Origin of the sequence: Candidatus Erwinia haradaeae, from assembly GCF_900698985.1 — a bacterium.
Classification (GTDB): domain Bacteria; phylum Pseudomonadota; class Gammaproteobacteria; order Enterobacterales; family Enterobacteriaceae; genus Erwinia_E; species Erwinia_E haradaeae_B.
Genome location: NZ_LR217730.1, coordinates 481,143 through 501,212, shown reverse-complemented (window position 1 = coordinate 501,212; position 20,070 = coordinate 481,143). Strand labels below are relative to the sequence as shown.

At 29.4% G+C, this 20,070-nt stretch carries 9 protein-coding genes; 6 read left to right on the top strand and 3 right to left on the bottom strand.

The genetic code is table 11. The features are described from left to right. Nucleotides 1-20: 20 nt before the first annotated feature. Nucleotides 21-1,100 (top strand): class II fructose-bisphosphate aldolase, encoded by a 1,080-nt coding sequence (gene fbaA, locus ERCIPSPA2889_RS01565; RefSeq protein ID WP_157989123.1) that lies wholly within the window; start codon nucleotides 21-23, stop codon nucleotides 1,098-1,100. A gap of 2,290 nt (nucleotides 1,101-3,390) precedes the next feature. Here the strand turns inward: fbaA and ERCIPSPA2889_RS01560 are convergent. Next, nucleotides 3,391-3,600, bottom strand: a complete 210-nt coding sequence (locus ERCIPSPA2889_RS01560) for a lipoprotein (RefSeq protein WP_157989122.1) — start codon at nucleotides 3,598-3,600, stop codon at nucleotides 3,391-3,393. A gap of 1,927 nt (nucleotides 3,601-5,527) precedes the next feature. Here ERCIPSPA2889_RS01560 and hemC point away from each other — a divergent pair. Both hemC and hemD read left to right on the top strand, forming a co-directional pair. Further along, the gene (gene hemC, locus ERCIPSPA2889_RS01555) at nucleotides 5,528-6,469 is read left to right on the top strand and encodes a hydroxymethylbilane synthase (RefSeq protein WP_157989121.1); all 942 of its coding nucleotides are present in this window, start codon (nucleotides 5,528-5,530) and stop codon (nucleotides 6,467-6,469) included. Continuing rightward, the gene (gene hemD, locus ERCIPSPA2889_RS01550; protein WP_157989120.1) at nucleotides 6,466-7,218 is read left to right on the top strand and encodes a uroporphyrinogen-III synthase; all 753 of its coding nucleotides are present in this window, start codon (nucleotides 6,466-6,468) and stop codon (nucleotides 7,216-7,218) included. The genes hemC and hemD overlap by 4 nt, the downstream gene beginning before the upstream one ends. Before the next feature lie 3,214 nt (nucleotides 7,219-10,432). Here hemD and fre read toward each other — a convergent pair. Then, nucleotides 10,433-11,134, bottom strand: coding sequence for an NAD(P)H-flavin reductase (gene fre, locus ERCIPSPA2889_RS01545; RefSeq protein ID WP_157989119.1), 702 nt, complete (start codon nucleotides 11,132-11,134; stop codon nucleotides 10,433-10,435). Between the two features lie 45 nt (nucleotides 11,135-11,179). After that, the gene (gene ubiD / locus ERCIPSPA2889_RS01540; RefSeq protein WP_157989118.1) at nucleotides 11,180-12,664 is read right to left on the bottom strand and encodes a 4-hydroxy-3-polyprenylbenzoate decarboxylase; all 1,485 of its coding nucleotides are present in this window, start codon (nucleotides 12,662-12,664) and stop codon (nucleotides 11,180-11,182) included. Nucleotides 12,665-14,240: 1,576 nt separating this feature from the next. Here ubiD and aceE point away from each other — a divergent pair. The 3 genes from aceE to lpdA all read left to right on the top strand — a co-directional run bounded on the left by aceE (nucleotide 14,241) and on the right by lpdA (nucleotide 20,052). Further along, nucleotides 14,241-16,904 (top strand): pyruvate dehydrogenase (acetyl-transferring), homodimeric type, encoded by a 2,664-nt coding sequence (aceE, locus tag ERCIPSPA2889_RS01535; protein WP_157989117.1) that lies wholly within the window; start codon nucleotides 14,241-14,243, stop codon nucleotides 16,902-16,904. 18 nt (nucleotides 16,905-16,922) lie between these two features. Further along, nucleotides 16,923-18,458 carry a 2-oxo acid dehydrogenase subunit E2 gene (locus tag ERCIPSPA2889_RS01530; protein WP_157989116.1) on the top strand — a complete coding sequence of 512 codons (1,536 nt, stop codon included), beginning with the start codon at nucleotides 16,923-16,925 and terminating at the stop codon, nucleotides 18,456-18,458. Between the two features lie 160 nt (nucleotides 18,459-18,618). Beyond that, on the top strand, nucleotides 18,619-20,052 hold the full coding sequence (gene lpdA, locus ERCIPSPA2889_RS01525; RefSeq protein WP_232037615.1) for a dihydrolipoyl dehydrogenase: 1,434 nt from the start codon (nucleotides 18,619-18,621) through the stop codon (nucleotides 20,050-20,052). Nucleotides 20,053-20,070: the final 18 nt, after the last annotated feature.

Here is a 20,070-nt window from a genome sequence, read left to right as displayed (position 1 = left end):
ATGCATTAGGAGAAATGAATATGTATAAAATCTTAGATTTTGTAAAACCAGGTGTTCTTAATGGTCAGGACGTACAAACAATTTTTCAGATAGCAAAACAAAATAACTTTGCATTGCCTGCTGTTAACTGTATAGATACGTGCTCTATTAATGCAGTTCTAGAAACAGCTGCAAAAGTAAAAGCTCCCGTAATCATTCAATTTTCTTATAATGGTGCAAAATTTATCTCAGGAAAAGGTTTTTTATCAAACAACTCGCATAGTGCAGCTATTTTAGGTGCTATTTCAGGTGCAAATCATGTACATTTAATGGCTCAACATTATGGTATACCAGTTATTTTACATACTGACCATTGTGCTAAAAAATTATTACCATGGGTAGATGGACTCTTAGAAGCGGGTGAGAGCCATTTTAATCGCACTGGAAAGCCCTTGTTTTCTTCTCATATGATTGATTTATCTGAAGAAGATTTAGAAAAAAATATTGATATTTCTAGTAAATATTTAGAACGTATGTCAAAAATTTCTATGACCTTAGAAATTGAACTAGGATGTACTGGAGGTGAAGAAGATGGGGTTGATCATACTTATATAGACAACTCTACACTATATACACACCCAGAAGATGTTGAGTATGCCTATAATACACTCAGAAAAATTAGTACAAATTTTACCATAGCAGCTTCTTTTGGAAACACCCATGGTGTTTATAAACCTGGTAATGTAAAATTAAAACCACTGATTCTTCGTGATTCCCAGGAATTCATTCAGAAAAAATATAATTTACAACATAATCCACTAAATTTTGTATTTCACGGTGGTTCTGGATCGTCTATTGCTGATATTCAGGAATCTATCCGATTTGGAGTAGTAAAAATCAATATCGACACAGATGCACAATGGGCTTCTTGGCAAGGTATTCTTCAGTATTATACTAATCATCAATACTACTTACAAAAACAACTTGGCAATCCTGAAGGAAATGATCAACCGAATAAAAAATTTTATGATCCACGAAAATGGTTACGCGCTTCGCAATCTTCTGTAGTAAGTAGACTAGAACAAACATTTAAAGATGTGAATTCTATTAATGTACTATAAGTTAATTATTAAGAAAAAAGTGCGTATATATTTCTATATCATGAAGTCATAATGTTTCATTAAAAGCATGTAACAAAATGAACGCATATAAATATATACGTATAAAAAATTAACTGTATCTAAAATATTAGATGAATTCATATTACCCTAAGTTTTTGACTACAAGATAATGTTTGTAATATAATCAAGTTATATTTATAAATTAGATAGCAATCATGGTTTTATTTATAAAAATCTTTCAAACGTCTATGATTAATGTAAAACTTCTACAAACAGTACACTATATATCACTCATACTACATTTATTCAGATTCCATCAATATTCTACATATAAGTTAGTTACGTAAACATATACTATTACTATAATATATGGAGAAAAAATCATGCTACTTAAATAAAAAATAAAACTTTTTTATATTCTTAATATTCAAAATAGAGAATTATTTTTAGTTTATATTCCACAATCTTGATTTTACACATCTAATTAAATATGCCATGAATGATCATCAAAATACAGTATTATCGTTATTATTGTAATAAAACTCTAAACATATAAAAATAAAAACACTTTAAATAATACCAATGTTCATTTTAAAATACTGAGTATATCACATATCTTCATATAATATATTTTACGATCAGATAATAAAAAAGTATTAAAATTTTTATCCTTCAATCTTTAATAACAATTATAAATTACCACACCTGATAGTAACAATATGAAACTATCTATTAGAAATAGATATTATATTAAAATCATTTTTCTGCTTATTTTTAAAATAAAATTCCACTAATTTAGTATATTAAATATATATACTATTATATAATATTAAATATTATCAATTTACATCTTTAATAAACTATAATTAATCTGGGTTCATTATTACAATTTTTATTATAACACGGTGAAACTATTTTACACATAATTACATTTAGTAATATATATACTAAGAATACCTTGAAAAACAAAATTTATCTATAAAATAGTATTTAAATATTAAAAATTAACTTTATTATATGTATTTGATGCATGATTAAACTTCAATTAACCATAATGTTCATCATAAATATTGTCTAAAAAAAGAAATGCTAAAATACATCCAGGTTTTTATTTGTATTTTATTTTTTGTAAATAACTTTTATCATATCTTGTATTATACGACTAGTGAGATATCGATATAACTTAGCAATCACCTAGGGAGATATTAAAATCAGCAAAATTATATGAATTTATTACGTATGTTAATAAAAAAAAATATAAATATAAGCTAGAGTTCCATCAATCATATTTTAAAATGTAAATGTATAAATAAAAAACACTCAATCATGTGATCTAGACCCTGAATGAATCACTTGAGATTCAAAATATATTTTTATCCTAAGATATATATTAAAATTTTTCTATATCTTCTAGAATATGCTTCTTTTTTGGATAAAAATATATCTATTATACAGATTCGTGACAGACCCTATTATATATAAAAGATATTTCTTCTTGTTTTCTAAAAAATTATTAATAATCTAGTAGGCAAACTTATTCGCACTATGTCTTTATAAAATTTCTTGTTAAATGCCAACAAAAACTTCTACACAAACTTCATTACAACATTATAAGGTTTTATGTATCTATGCTCAAAAACATGCTAAAAATATGCCAAAAAATATACTTAGAGTAGGATCAATGTCATAGAGACTAGCATGTGTTTATGTCGAAAAAACACTAAAGGCTCGCAATTGAATTCCTTTTTACTACTTCATAAAAGTTATTTTTATATTATTAACAAAAAGCATACAATATAGGTTACTAAGCAAGATTACCTCACACAAAACACTAGTCTCAGAAATAAAAACAATATATGTATTTTTCTTCCTTGACTATGAAAGGAGATATTTTTTAACGAACAATTTACCCCTATCATACACACAGATATTATTTCATCAAAAATAATATATCATAACATGCAACCTATCTGCTTGCTAACACAAATATTATATTTATTTGTCAGACCGTGAAATCTCATAAAGCTAACAAAATAACGAAATTTATTATCACATTTCATTACTTTACTATTATTATTTAATATACATTCATAAATCTCCATATTAGGATCGACGGACGGATTGATAATTAGTAATCAATTAAACTCTATTCCGGCGTAACGATTATATAAGCGACACAATAAATCTGAAAAATAAATATTTAGCCTAATTGTTGAAACGACCATAAAATCATTGCCAATGCTATGCATTTTTAAAAAATAAACTTTTGATATACTCAAGGCTGCATTATTTACTCAGTGAGTACTAAGTCTTTCTTAATTAGAGTAGTCAAAATCACACTATCACTGATAGTCTTGCATAAATTAAAATAATTTATGGAATTATGAAAATAGTTTTTTATAAGTTTACGGGAAATATCAGGTGAACCTTTAAGACCGCACCCAGTCAAACTGGTAATCATAATAAAAAAAACTAATATTTTAATTATTTTTATTGCCATAATCTAATGTATGTTCCTCTGTCTAATATTTAGATTATTAGAATACTCTTAACTTATGCTCAAAACTTAATAAAATTAATAATAAATCTTGTGACAAAAAAAATTCAGTGTATATATGATCATGAAATATACAATATAAAAAATTTTAGAAAAATATATTTTACATCACTCTGTAAAAATTCTTCTCCGAAGAAACTAATATGAATAAATATTATGCGTATTTTTTTCAAAAAAATACAAAAAACATTGATAGTATTTTAGCATGTGAATGTAATTTTAATAAAATTAATTTTTTTATTATGAGAAATAATGAAAATTTTAGTATATATAAATAACTTATTATGCAGTATATAATATATAACTAAAATATCAAGATGAATTACACCTCTAGTAGTTATACTAGATATAGTGATAATGATATAAAAAAGATCGCTGAGTTAATACATCTAATACGTTATCAAATACAACAGCTCACCCTAAAGGTTTGTAATACTGCCATTACTCCTAAACGCATATTTAGAAAAATTTTTTATAACATAAAAAAATATGAAACATTAAGTTTAATATAAATTTATCTATACTAAATAGTTATTATTATTTCTAGTATAAACGCTTCACTCATATACACGATATATAACATTATAGTTGACTTAAATATCAAAAAACTTAAAAAACATATTATATCCTATTCGTGCTCTATGAACTATAGATGAGCTTTCTCTAATTAAATAATACAAATTACAATATTAATATTTAACGCGTTGTAAATCTTTTAGTTTAACTTCAAGTATGCTATACATATATATTTCATATACTCACATTATGATCTGTATTTAAATATAAAATCTAATTATTATTAACCGTACAAAATAAGAATTCAAATTCAAATAACTTATTAACTTATAAAAGTAATTGATGATATTATTGAAGAACATATAACTAATAATAATTGTTAAATCATTAAATATTATAAAATAATAATTTTTTATTTTATAATGTATTGTTTTAGAATAGTGAATATCATCCTATCCTATATATAGGATAGGATGATATTCTAAAATATCAAATATTACCTGTGATAAATCTTCTGCAAAAATCTAGAAAATATTATATTTTTAATATAAATAGGTTATACAGCCTTGAGTGACTATTTTAGCGTTAATTTATAAAACATTAAAAAATCTAACACAAAATTATACATTACCTCTTCTTAATATAGCACATTTAAAACGCATCTACTGAGTAAAATTTTTAATCAATATTTGTGTACTATAATCAAAAGATAAATAATCTTGAGAGATAATCAATCGTATTCAGTATAATAATGCTTACTATTATGTTTACCTTATTCTTAAAAACATATTAATGATATTGTTAATTCAGAAAAATATTACATAAACATATGAGGGTAAACTAATAATATTATACCAAATAAAATAATAAATGAGGTACTCAATGAATGCATATCTAATCGTCATAATTTTATCTAACGATAAAAAAAGTGTAATACATGAAGAATACTATATACCTACATTATAATTTATAATGACTATAATTTTTATTAACATAAGATTAGATAAATTAGATCCTTTGCTATTTTTATAAAAATTCTATATGTTATAAATGAAAAAAATCAAACTTAAGCTAATTTAATTGATTTTAAAAATAACAAGCTAATCTCTATTGATTTAGATTATTTTACCTCTCTTTTACTCTAGATTTTTAATGTGACTGTAATAGTTGATTGAACTTTTCATATTAATATAAAGTTATTTAAGAATACATATACTATCTATGCAATATATTTTGTCCGCTAAATATCGAAACTTTCAGATTTATTGAATACATGCATTCTATTCTATTATCAACTAATAGTCCTGTTAAAAATTGGTGATGTCATAAGTATTGGATTTTAATGGTATCAAACATGTCAGATAAAATTTTTAAAATTATTACAAGACAGAGTCCGTTAGCCTTATGGCAAGCGCAATATGTTCAAGAGAATTTACTTTTACATCATCCCGGTCTGTGCGTAGAACAGGTTCCAGTTATGACACGCGGGGATCTTATGCTTGAAACTGCACTTACTAGGATTGGTGGTAAAGCAATATTCGTAAAAGAATTAGAACGTGCTATATTATTAGGCCATGCTGATATAGCTGTACACTCAATTAAAGATATCCCAATGAGCTTTCCAGAAGGATTAGGCTTAGTTACCATCTGTGAGCGTGAGTCACCAAACGATGCATTTGTATCAAATAAATATTCATCTATAAATTTACTACCACCCAATGCAATTATCGGCACATCAAGTTTAAGGCGTCAGTGCCAACTGCATTCGCGACGCCCAGATCTATTAATGCAAATAGCACGGGGGAATGTAGGCACCCGCCTGAGCAAACTAGATTCTGGCCAATATGATGCTATTATTTTAGCTGTAGCTGGATTAAAAAGACTAAACTTAACTCACCGTATTCGACAATCCATACCAGTAGAAGAGTCTCTACCTGCCGTTGGTCAGGGGGCAATAGGAATCGAATGCCGCCTAGATGATTTGAGTACAATAAATTTACTGACCGCTTTAAATCATCCTGATACAGAAGATCGCATAAGAGCAGAGAGAGCCATGAATGCTCGTCTAGCAGGCGGCTGTCATGTACCTATAGGTAGTTATGCTGTATTAGAAGGTGACACCCTCTGGTTACGTGGACTGGTAAGTTCACTAGACGGTACACAGATAGTACGCGGAGAATATCGAGGATCCCGAATAGATGCTGAAAAAATAGGTACGTTATTAGCAGAGCATTTATTGAATAGTGGTGCTCGTGAAATCCTTCATTCTATAACTCGGGAAACTTTATTAGCATGAATATCTTAGTTACTCGCCCAACACCATCAGCAAATGAGTTAGTTGGATATCTTAGAAAGCTAGGAAAAAAAGCTTGGGCGTTCCCACTTATAGAATTTTTTCCTGGATCTCAGCTAAGAATACTTCCGACGCGACTTCAAAAATTAGGCAAAGGAGATCTAGTCTTGATTCTCTCTCGCAATGCCATTCATTATGCTAAACTTATTTTAACAAGTGAAGATATATTATGGCCTCAAATGTTAAAATATTATGCCATTGGACGCAGTACTGCCATAGCCTTTCACGCTGCCACGGGATATAAAATTTTCTGCCCGAATCAACAAGAAACTAGCGAAACACTTATTCAAGCTTTATCTACACAAGCTATAAAAGGTAAAAATATTTTAATTTTACGTGGTAATGGCGGAAGAAATTTACTCCGAGACACTTTACTAAGCTATGGTGCGCAAGTAGAACTCATTGAGTGCTACCAACGTTGTGAAAAATTTTATTATGGTGAAAAAGAGGGCAAGCGTTGGCGTCAAAAGGGAGTAGATACAATAATAGTGACTAGTGGTGAAATGTTAATGCAATTGCACTGTTTATTTACAGACACAGATCGAAAAGAATGGTTACTAAAATGTCGACTCATAGTAGTCAGTGAACGTTTAAAAATTTTAGCTAAGATGCTTGGATGGAACGATGTTTATGTTTCTAATGGCTCAGATAACAATACATTATTAAACTTTATTTTAACTTATACTTACTGAATGCCTATGAAAAGTTTGAAAAATTTCTAAATATTTTTATAAAAAAACTTATGATGTTATGTATTTATACTAAATAACACATTTATACATCACTGCAATTACAATATATCTTATTTAAAAGGCTAATTATAACTACTTTAAAAATTTATTAAAAATCCCACAATGCAATTATTATGTCAACTTTAAAATACAGATACTATGTTGAAATTGTGGCAATAATTTAATATTTAAACCATTTAATATTACTATTATCGATACATTCATTTCTTTACTTTTTCTTGGTTAACCCTATCGAATTAATGTTACTTGATGCATGTGATATCTAATATATATGTGAAAATACTGCATATTTCTATTTATATTCACGTACACATACTGACTTTGTACCGTAACAGTGTCTCATTAAAAGTAATTTCTATTTAATAGAATATAATTGATAATTACAAAATTACTAAATAAAAAACCTTAAAATTACCAAATGCATATTCAAAAATAAGTCATTTACATTAAATTATCCCATAGTATAGCTCAATAAAATTTTTAATATGAAGATCACTTATTACTCCTGTAGAACTATAAGATATCATATTGAAAAAAATTATTTATATTCTTTTAGTAATATTCTTTTCATTTATAAGATCCTTATTTGTTTTAACCGTTCATTTATCTATACATAAAATATCTACATATAGATTAATATTCTATATTAACATAATCTTATTTATTAATTATTTTACCATAAATATAAAAATATATAATCAATAAAAAATATATATGGAGAAAAAGTCAATCTTAGTAATTCTATTAATATTAGTAATAATAAATATTAAAATTAAATATATTGTAATCAATAATACCATACTGCACTCATTACAGTCTTTAATTTAAATAGATAAATTATTTTTAATATATTACATGCTTATGTGCATTTCTTAAAAAACAAACTGTATATTATTAACATATAATAAGACTTGATTATAATAAGTTTTCGAGCATTTCTTCTCAAGAATCATCCTGTTTATCTTAGACACTTACCTAATTATTAAGCATTAATCAACCAAAATTAATATATCTATAATACAATTATAAGATTAAATCTGCTTAAAATATTCTATAAATTTTTAAAAAAAAGAATTGAGAAATTAAGACACTATAAAAAAACATAATCCTTCAAAATAAATATGAGAAAATTGTTAAATTAACCTAATTACCTCAAGTACGGTGAAAAAATGTAAATTTTTTAAATGGTATGCCAATTTAACAAGTCTGATGGTTCTCATATAATCTTCGCGTAATACCTTATTCTAATACTTTTTCTCTATAAGATATAAATCTATTAGAATGAATAGTGAAAAAATAAAAAGTTCAGAAAATTTAGTTATGCTCTCATGAATACTAGGTATTCTTTTTCATTATATTTCTAATTCAAACTACTTAACTCTAAACGTATTCAATATAATACTTAAATAAACTGTAATTCATCCATTTATTTTTCTCTAGTATGTTCAGCTCTCACTAAAATTTTTTGACTATAGATGCTGTATAAGCGTATAATCTTAACTTAACTAATTTAAAATTATTAGCATAATAGAATGGTATTATCTCTTAGTTAGTATTATTAACAATATTACTATAAATCTAAATAGATCTTAACTATTATCCAGTCAATATCTCCATCTAAGAACTTCTATGCATAATCTTTTAATAATATCACAACTTTTACTTGTATGCTAAAACTACATTTTATATTAATAATAACAAAAATTATTTATATATTTTTACATTAGGACTCATTAGAAATGATTACTCTAAAAATACATTCATTAGAAAATTAATATACAAAACTATAAATTTAATAGTGTACTGTATTTTATTGTTTATATATATCTTTTCATCGCTATTCTTTTTCTCCATAATAGCCCATCATTACTATTTTTCCATAATTAATTGGTTCTTAATATGTATTAAATATTAGTTTTGATAAAAAACAACATTTTTAGCTAACATGCTAATTATTATTTAGATAACTTTCAGATGATCCGTATATAATAGCTTCTTATTATATGCCTTTAGTTAAATATTACCTGCAGTATGTACTGGTATACCTATTATCTCTATATTTTTTTTCTTTAAGATAGAGCACAGATAGTATGTTAAATATTTTTTATCTAATACCTTCAATGTGTGCAGACATTTATTAACAAAACTAATATTAACGTTGCTATTATTGCACTAAGTTCAACCTACCTTTGTACATATAAAATTATACTGTCATAAAAAATTATTAAAACAGAACAGTCTTTTTCACTGTTTATTAGTATACTCACTAATTTTTTTTACAATAGGTAACAATACAAAGTCTACTGATATCTATGCAGCTATATATCACTATTTTAGTTTACTAAATCTAACTAAACTGAAGTATATCATCTTATAAAATATAGCTAATTAATTTAACACTAAATGAAGTAATATTTTATTAAAATTATATCTTATAACGAGTCTTGAAAGTAATTTTTATTACTCGATACACAAAATATATAACATACCCCTCCTAAGCTTAGAACGGTAATTCTAATTCAAAAAACCAAAAATTAGAGTTATTATATATAATAACAATTTACAGAACATAAAATTTACAAATATATCATATTTTTATATTTAAAAATTATCTACGCAATATAGGTCTGAATAAACTTTTAGATAATCAGCAAGAAAATTTCATACTACTTATATAGAGTTATAATCTGTATAGGCAGTAAATATATTATTAATGCATCGCTAAAACCAAAACTCTTGACATGCAGAACAAGTTTTTAGTGTCTTATAAAGACCATCTCCTAGAAATACATAAATCAATTCTTATTAGTCAAGAGCAATACATTCTTACGATCTCTAGTGAGAATAAATTTATTTAGTACTTTCTTTTAATTAATCTAATTTTATTGCCAACATTATCTTATTTTTATATACATATGACATACTTAAGATACTTATTAAAATATTTTACATACAATATTAAAAATAACATATAACGTAACCTTATGAATAATTCTTATTTTTTTATATAAGCTATATATCTATTTATAAATCGAGTATTTTCTAAATATAGGAGAATTTTCTTTATATAACAATATATATCATTCATTATAGTATATATATAATGCACCTATTTAATAGGTTAACTGAAAATATAGAGTTTTTATTCTACGCATTAAATAAATGTCAAAGCATCTCCAAAAATAAACGATGAATTTGCTCCTCGTTCTGTACACAAGCATATACGCGCTTTTCTCACCATATTAATGGGCCCCGCAATATATATAGCATGTCCATATAAACAACTATAATCCTTCATGATAGCACTTATCACAGTACCCTCTCGACCACAAAATCCATGTTTAGGTTTCTCAAGGACAGGAAAGATCTTTAAATGAGCATTCTCATGCATCAATCTATTGAGACTATTTAGCTCATAAAGGTGCTGTATCTCCCGTCCGCCCCAATACACAGAAATATATCTATCCGACTTTTGTGAAAGTGCTGTAAATAAAATAGAGCGAATATAAGAAAAACCTGTTCCACCTGCAATCAATAGCAATGGTAAATCATTGTCCTCTCTCAACCAAGCAAGACCATGGGGCATATCAACAATAATATCTTTATTATTCTGTATATACTCTATCACTGATATAGTAGAAGAGTTAAACTCAGACCCCCCAATATGCAATTCAATGATATCTTTTTCCATTGGTGTTGAAGCAATAGAGAATGATAAGTGAAGATGATCCCTTATTTTTAGTGTTAAATACTGACCTGCACGAAAAATAACAGAAGACTCTGGAGTTAATCGAACACGATATATAGTGTTAGTTATAGCCTCTACTGAGGTAATCTTACAACTTAAAGTTGGCACTAAATCCTCTTTGATCAAGAAATTACAGTATTATGACTATTGATTTTAATAGAGATTAGTGTTTTTTAATATACTTAGCTCATCCCAAAGTGCATCAATACGAGAAGTTACAGAAGGGTCTTGTTTAATAGGAACCCCCCATTTACGTTGCGTTTCCCCCGTTAATTTATTAGTGGCATCTATTCCTATTTTGGATCCAAGACCGGATACAGGCGAGGAAAAATCAAGATAATCCATTGGTGTATTTTTTATAATAACTACATCACGAACTGGATCCATACGAGTAGTTATTGCCCAAATAACATCATTCCAATCCCGAGGGTTAATATCATTATCACATACAATAATACATTTAGTATATATAAATTGACGCAGACATGACCAAATGCCCATCATTACAAACTTTGCATGTCCAGGATACTGTTTTTTAATAGTTACTACGGCTAATCTATAAGAACATCCTTCTGATGGCATATAAAAATCAATAATTTCTGGGAACTGTTGCTGAAGAAGCGGTATAAATATCTCATTAAAAGCTATAGCTAAAATAGCAGGCTCATCCGGAGGACGACCAGTGTAAGTAGAATGATAAATGGCTTTATAACGTTGCGTTACATGGGTCACAGTAAATACTGGAAAACTATCCGCTTCATTGTAGTATCCAGTGTGATCTCCATGAGGCCCTTCTAAAGCGACCTCCCCTGGTTGAATGTATCCTTCTAATATAATTTCTGATCTGGCTGGAACTTCTAAATCATTTGAAATACACTTTACAACTTCAGTTTTAGTACCACGCAGCAAGCCAGCAAAAGCATATTCTGATAACTTATCAGGTACTGGAGTGACAGCGCCTAGCATTGTTGCCGGATCAGCGCCTAATACTACAGATACTGGAAAGCGTTTTTTAGCATACATATGACACCATGCTTGAAAGTCTAATGCACCGCTACGATGTGGTAACCATCGCATAATTAACTTATTTCTTTCAAGAACTTGTTGACGATAAATAGCTAAATTTTGTCTTGTTTTATGTGGACCACGCGTTACCGTTAACCCCCAAGTCACTAATGGTGCGATATCATTCGGCCAACATCGCATAATGGGAAGACACCTTAAATCAACTTCTTCATTTTGCCAAATCTGCTGTTGACAAAGTGCATTCTGAACTCGCTTAGTGGGCATATTCAGAACTTGTTTCCACTGTGGTATGTGTTTTAAAAAATCACCTAACCCTTGTGGTGGCTCCGGTTCTCTGAGAAAAGCCATAAGCTTTCCAATATCACGTAAAGAATGCTGATCAGCTTTCCCCATGCCCAACGCCACACGATCCAATGTCCCAAATAAATTGCACAGCACTGGCATTGTGTATCCTTTCGGATTTTCAAAAAGTAACGCCGGACCACGAATACGTAAGGTACGGTCAGAAATCGCAGTCATTTCTAGGTTCGGATCAACTTCTTGTTGAATACGTCTTAAATCTCCACGTTCTTCCAGTAGAGAAAGAAAACTCCTTAAATCTTTATATTTCATAATCTTCCAATAAAGTAACTACTTGCTAAACAGTGACAAATTAAAACATCCACTAAAAAACAGATCAGTTATTTATAAAAATCTATAAAATTTTTATATTAAAAGTAATTAAGAATTCCGTCCTTTAAGAAATTTTATACATCAGTATATGCTCAAATTTATTAGATACTTATACATCTATGATCTTATAATAGTACATTGTTAATTTGAAAAAACTATAATCTTTTATAAACTACTTTCTAGATATCATAGATTGCTTATTAATGATAAAGCACCATAATACTAGTTTTTTAAAAACAACCCATGTTATAATTGTTATTATAAGTAACAAAATAATTATAATAAACGTATCCCAACCCATAAATCATAAAATAATAAATTAAAAATAGATAATAATTTAAAATTATACTAAACCTTCTTAATATACAAATATATCTTTTAAATCTTACATAATCAAAAATAGGTAAGTAATTTAAAAAATTTAAATAAAATTTTTTCTAATTATAGAACTACTATCATCTAAAGGATTTCATTTAAAGAGCATCGTTCTTTAATACAAATATAAAACATAAAAATATCTAGTATAGAGCACAAAAATTTAATATAGGATGTAATACATATAAACTGATATAATCTGCATTACTAAGTTTTAATTATAACATATAGGAAAAACTATTGAGTAAGAATATATAGTTTATGTGACAACTTAAGTGCAAAATACTAAACTAGAATTAATAAAATATAAATAAATATATATTATACTATTTATACTCAGAAAGGACATCCACCCTTCACCTATATAGGCATATAAGCAATACATTAAAAAGATGCTTAAAAAGCATATGCAAGATCAATAGTAAATTGTATCACTAATATCTTCATCAAGTACGCAACTATAAGTATAATGATACATTAGAATATTAATATAAAAAATCTTATATAACCTGAAGAAATCTATAAATATTTTTTTATTAATGCTATTACTATCATTCTTTGTTTCAAACAGTAAGAAATTTTTATGCTTTTAAATACCATCCATTTCTACTAAGCTATTAAGAATATATAGTATGAAGTCAAATAAATATTTGAATGCATGATAAATTAAGAGAATCAATAAATATTCATGTGAATAAAATTATTTATTTACATACATCAAGGATGAGTCATTAGCTAATATTTTTAGATAGAGAAATTTTTGCACGATTCTATAATCTTATTCGTAATTCTGTCATGTTACGTCAATATGCTAAAGAATAAAGACGATAAACATCATGAAATAAACTATATATTTCAGGGCATGTCTATTAAAACATATATAAACACCATATAAATACCAAAGAGCTCTGTATGAAATTAAATAAAGATAATTCCATTTTCAGTTCAATCTTACTAAAAATAACAATAAATTATGGAAAGAGTAGCGCTAGCAATATTATTGCTGTCTATTTTTCTAAAAAATAAAATTTTTTAAATATCATCATACAGAATCCATCCTATCTTCATGCGTTAATCTTCATTACAATCAAACTATGATGTTTAACTATTTAATACATGAGGTACACAAGGAAATACATCTATGTCAAAAAATTTCAATTATGATTTAGATCCAATTGAAACTCAAGAATGGATAGATTCAATTGAGTCAGTGATTCATGAAGAAGGCACAGAACGTGCTAAATACCTAATCAATGAAGTACTGCAGGCTGCAAGCAAGAGTGGAGTTCAAACTAATGCTCATACATATTCAAGGAATTACATTAATTCTATTGCTTTAGAGGATGAACCAAAATACCCAGGTGATACGATTTTAGAAGATCGTATTTGTGCTGCTATTCGTTGGAACGCAATCATAACCGTGCTACGCGCGTCAAAAAAAAACCTAGAATTAGGTGGTCACATTTCGTCTTTCCAATCTGCCGCTACTATATATGAGGTATGTTTTAATCATTTCTTTCGTGCGTGCAACACAAAAGATGGAGGTGATTTAGTTTATTTTCAAGGTCACATATCTCCCGGAATATATGCCCGTGCTTTTTTAGAAGGTCGGATTACTGAAAAACAAATGGATAACTTCCGGCAAGAAGTTAACGGAGAGGGGTTACCATCTTATCCCCACCCTAAACTTATGCCAAATTTTTGGCAATTCCCGACCGTTTCAATGGGTCTCGGTCCTGTGGCAGCGATATATCAGGCTAAATTTTTAAAATATCTTCAACACCGTCACCTGAAGGATACATCCTCTCAAACTGTTTATGCATTCCTAGGAGACGGTGAGATGGATGAACCTGAATCTAAAGGTGCTATTACCATTGCAAGCCGGGAAAGGTTAAATAACCTAGTATTTATTATCAATTGTAACTTACAGCGCTTAGATGGACCAGTAACAGGAAACGGCAAAATAATTAATGAACTTGAAGGAATTTTTGCTGGAGCTGGCTGGGAAGTTATTAAAGTTATTTGGGGGGGAGGCTGGGATCGACTATTGCATAAGGATAGTAGTGGTATATTAGTCCATTTGATGAATGAAACTATTGATGGTGATTATCAAACCTTAAAATCTAAAAATGGTTCTTATATACGTAAACATTTCTTCGGAAAATATCCTGAAACAAAAAGACTTGTAGAAGATATGACCGATGATGAGATCTGGAATCTTAGCCGAGGTGGTCATGATCCGAAAAAAATTTATGCAGCACTAAAAAAAGCACAAGACAACAAAGATCGGCCAGTTGTTATCCTTGCTCATACAGTAAAAGGCTATGGGATGGGTGAAACAGCTGAAGGAAAAAATATTGCCCATCAAATAAAAAAAATTAGCCTAGACCGATTATATTATATTCGAGATCGTTTCCAGATTCCAGTAGATGACGAAAACATTAAAAATTTATCTTATATAACTTTTAAAAACGACTCTGATGAATATAAATACCTCCATGAACAACGCAAAAAACTAGGTGGATACCTACCTATGCGTCAAGCAGCTACTTATAAAGAACTAAAGATACCACCATTAGAAGAATTTCACTCTTTATTTATTGAACAAAATAAAGAAATATCAACTACTATAGCATTTGTACGTATCTTGAATCTTTTATTGAAGAATGCAAGTGTAAAAGAACAAATAGTGCCTATTATTGCGGATGAAGCGCGTACTTTTGGAATGGAAGGCTTGTTTCGAAAAATTGGAATCTATAGCCCACATGGACAACAGTATAATCCATCAGATCGCGAACAAATAGCTTATTACAGAGAAGACAAAAAAGGACAAATCCTTCAAGAGGGAATTAACGAAATGGGTGCAGCTTGCTCATGGTTAGCAGCAGCAACATCTTATAGTACAAATAATATGCCTATGATCCCCTTCTATATCTATTATTCTATGTTTGGATTTCAGCGTATTGGAGACTTATTGTGGGCAGCAGGTGACCAGCAAGCTCGTGGATTTCTGATTGGTGGCACTTCAGGTCGTACCACTCTCAATGGTGAAGGATTACAACATGCAGACGGTCATAGTCATATTCATGCTCTGACCATTCCGAACTGTATATCTTGGGATCCAGCATATGCTTATGAAGTAGCGGTGATAATTCATCATGGTTTAATGCGTATGTATGGTAGCGCACAGGAAAACATTTACTACTATATTACTACTCTAAATGAAAATTATTATATGCCTAGCATGCCATCAAAAGTTGAATATGGCATCTGTAAAGGTATATATAAACTAAACACCACAGAAGGCTCTGTAGGAAAAGTACAGTTATTAGGATCAGGCGCTATATTACGATACGTACGTCAAGCAGCGGAAATTCTTAAAAAAGACTATAATATAGGATCTGATGTCTATAGTGTTACTTCATTTACCGAACTGGCTCGTGATGGTCAGCGTTGTGAACGATGGAATATGTTGCATCCATCTAAAACACCACAAATTCCATATATCACTAAAATCATGAATAATACACCTGCCATAGCATCAACTGACTATATGAAGTTATTTGCCGAACAAGTTCGAAATTTTATTCCAACTAATAATTATCGAGTACTGGGTACCGATGGGTTTGGTTTATCAGATAGTCGTCAGAACTTACGCTATCATTTTGAAATTGATAGTGCTTATATAGTAATTGCTGCATTAACTGCATTAGCTAAAAATAATACCATTGATAGAAAAGAAGTATCAATAGCTATTACAAGGTTCAATATTGACGCTGATAAAAGGAATCCATATTTGCTTTAATTTAAGAGGTAATACAAAATGACTGTTGCAATTTCTGTTCCTGATATTGGGGCTGATTTAGTTGAAGTTACGGATATCTTAGTAAAGATTGGTGATATAATTGAATATGAGCAACCGCTATTAGTTATTGAAGGCGAAAAAGCTTCCATGGAAATACCCTCTCCACAATCTGGTATAGTAAAAGAGATCCAAGTCAGCCTAGGAGATAAAATACATACTGGAAAGATCATAATGATCTTTGAGGTCGCAGAAGAAGCTGGCGCTAAGGGATTGTTAACAAATGATTGCACAAAAGCGAAGCTCTTACCAACGATAAGTTCCTATACGGGTCTTCATTTACCAGAACTACATAATGATGCAGTTAAAGTTATTAAAATCTTAGTTACTGTCGGTCATAACGTTAGTATAAAAGAATCAATCCTACTTGTAGAGAACAAGCAAAAAGATTTAATAGAAATCCAATCCCCTATTTCAGGAAAAATACACGAGATAAAAATCAAAAATGGGGAGATAATTTCCATTGGTGTGCTTATGATGATGGTTCATATTAAAAGTATAGAAGAGAATTGTTCATCAGAAAACATATTAACTCACCCTATACATCAATCCACCTTTATCGAAAATCAAGCATATATTCATGCCACGCCTTTTATTCGACGTCTAGCAAGACTATTTAATGTTAATCTTGATAATATAACAGGCACTGGATATAAATCACGAATTTTACAAGAAGACTTAATGCAACATATACAACATACAACAAATAATATTTTAAATGCTAATAAAATCATTACAGCTAATAATATAGCGCCAGATATAGCGCCATGGCCTATAATTGATTATACAACGTTTGGTAAAACTAACGAAGTATGCATTAGTCGTATTCAAAAAAAATCCGGCGCAAACCTAAAAAGAAATTGGCTAATGATTCCACATGTTACCCATTTTGACAAAGTAGATATCACTAATTTAGAAAAATTTCGGAAAAAACAAAACAGTATAGCACTTAAAGAAAATCTAGATATAAAACTCACCCCTCTAGTATTTATCATAAAAGCTGTTGCGATGGCGCTAAAAACAATGCCACGCTTTAATAGCTCACTATCTTTAGATGAACAGAAACTGATCCTAAAAGAATATACCAATATAAGCATAGCTATCGATACCATAGATGGCTTAGTAGTTCCAGTCCTTAAAGATGTAGATAAAAAAGGTATTATCGAATTATCTCATGAGTTGCTTAATATTTCCACAAAAGCACGTAATAATCAGTTAACTGCAAGAGAAATGCAAGGGGGTTGTTTTACTATTTCTAGTATTGGACGTTTAGGAACAACTCATTTTACCCCCATTATTAATGCACCAGAAGTAGCTATCCTTGGCATCTCTAAATTCGCAACAGAACCTGTCTGGAATGGAAGTGAATTTATACCACGTGTAATGATGCCAATTTCTTTGTCCTTTGATCACCGTGTGATTGATGGGGCCGATGGTGCACGATTTATTAGTATACTCAATAGGACAATATCTGATATTCGCCATCTAATAATGTAAATCTATAGTTAGATATGTATTGATTATTAAAATACATTACTTGTGCACTATATTTTATAATCACTAGATAACAATTTAGAATTCTTAAGAAGAATAAAACACAAAACATAATTACTTATAATAACATCATAATTAAATTATCCATGAATATTAGGAGGTTATAATGACTGATCACATTCAAACTCAAGTTGTTGTTATCGGAGGCGGTCCTGCAGGTTATTCTGCAGCATTTCGCGCAGCAGATTTAGGGTTGCAAACAACTATAGTAGAACATCAACAAAATTTAGGTGGAGTTTGTCTAAATGTAGGTTGCATTCCTTCTAAAGCTTTACTGCATGTTGCAAAAATACTCGAGGAAATGAAAGAACTAAAAAATAATAATATAGTTCTTAGTGATCCACAAATAAATCTTGAGGCAATACGTAACTGGAAGCAGAAAGTTATCTACAAATTAAGTAGAGGCTTATCTAGTATTGCAATCAATCGCAAAGTACCTATAATACAGGGTACTGGTAACTTTAGTAGCGCTAATACACTAGAAGTTATTGCACAAGATGGTTCATATACCACTATTACTTTTAATCATGCAATCATCGCGACAGGTTCATCGCCTATTAAAATATCAGGGGTTCCATATCATGATGAAAGGATTTGGGACTCTACTTCTGCACTTAAATTAAATGTAGTACCAGAGAAACTTCTTATAATAGGTGGCGGAATTATAGGTCTTGAAATTGCTTCAATCTATTATTCTCTCGGCTCACAAATTGAAATTATTGAGATGTCTACACAATTAATTCCTTCTGTAGATACAGATATCATACAGCTCTTTACTCGATATATTTCTAAACGATTTAAGATTATATTAGAAAGCAAAGTAACATCTGTCACAGCAGAAAAAGATGGTATATATGTGACAATGACAGGCAAACAAGCACCTGTAGACGTACAGCGTTATGATGCAGTTTTAATAGCAATTGGTCGCTCACCGAATGGTGGTAACTGTAGAGCAGAAAAAGCTGGAGTTCAAGTAGACAAAGCCGGTTTTATTCCTGTCAATAATCAAATGCGCACCAATGTTTCACATATTTTTTCTGTTGGCGATGTCGTTGGACAACCAATGCTAGCACATAAAGGAATGCATGAAGGTCATATTGCAGCCGAAGTAATTTTTGGAAAAAAATATTATTTTGATCCAAAAGTTATTCCATGTATTGCCTATACTGATCCAGAAATAGCTTGGGTTGGTGTCACTGAAAAAGATGCCAAAGAAAAAAACATATGTTATGAAGTCTCAACTTTTCCCTGGTCTGCCTCAGGTCGTGCTCTTGCATCTAACTGTACAAATGGTATCACTAAACTAATATTTGATAAAAAAACACATCGTGTTATTGGTGGTGCAATTATTGGAAGTAATGGCGGTGAACTCTTAGGTGAAATTGGGTTGGCTATCGAAATGGGATGCGACGTAGCAGATATCGCATTAACTATTCATGCGCATCCCACTCTGCATGAGTCAATTGGTTTAGCAGCACAAGTATTTGAGGGTAGCATCACTGATATCCTAAATCTGAAATGCAGTACAAAATATTAATTTATTACACTAAAGTAG

Excerpts from the sequence above, each read along its gene's own strand:
- aceE (WP_157989117.1), top strand. The coding sequence starts at position 14,241 with ATGTCAAAAAATTTCAATTATGATTTAGATCCAATTGAAACTCAAGAA.
- ERCIPSPA2889_RS01530 (WP_157989116.1), top strand. The coding sequence starts at position 16,923 with ATGACTGTTGCAATTTCTGTTCCTGATATTGGGGCTGATTTAGTTGAA.
- hemD (WP_157989120.1), top strand. The coding sequence starts at position 6,466 with ATGAATATCTTAGTTACTCGCCCAACACCATCAGCAAATGAGTTAGTT.
- ERCIPSPA2889_RS01560 (WP_157989122.1), bottom strand. The coding sequence starts at position 3,600 with ATGGCAATAAAAATAATTAAAATATTAGTTTTTTTTATTATGATTACC.
- fbaA (WP_157989123.1), top strand. The coding sequence starts at position 21 with ATGTATAAAATCTTAGATTTTGTAAAACCAGGTGTTCTTAATGGTCAG.
- ubiD (WP_157989118.1), bottom strand. The coding sequence starts at position 12,664 with ATGAAATATAAAGATTTAAGGAGTTTTCTTTCTCTACTGGAAGAACGT.
- hemC (WP_157989121.1), top strand. The coding sequence starts at position 5,528 with ATGTCAGATAAAATTTTTAAAATTATTACAAGACAGAGTCCGTTAGCC.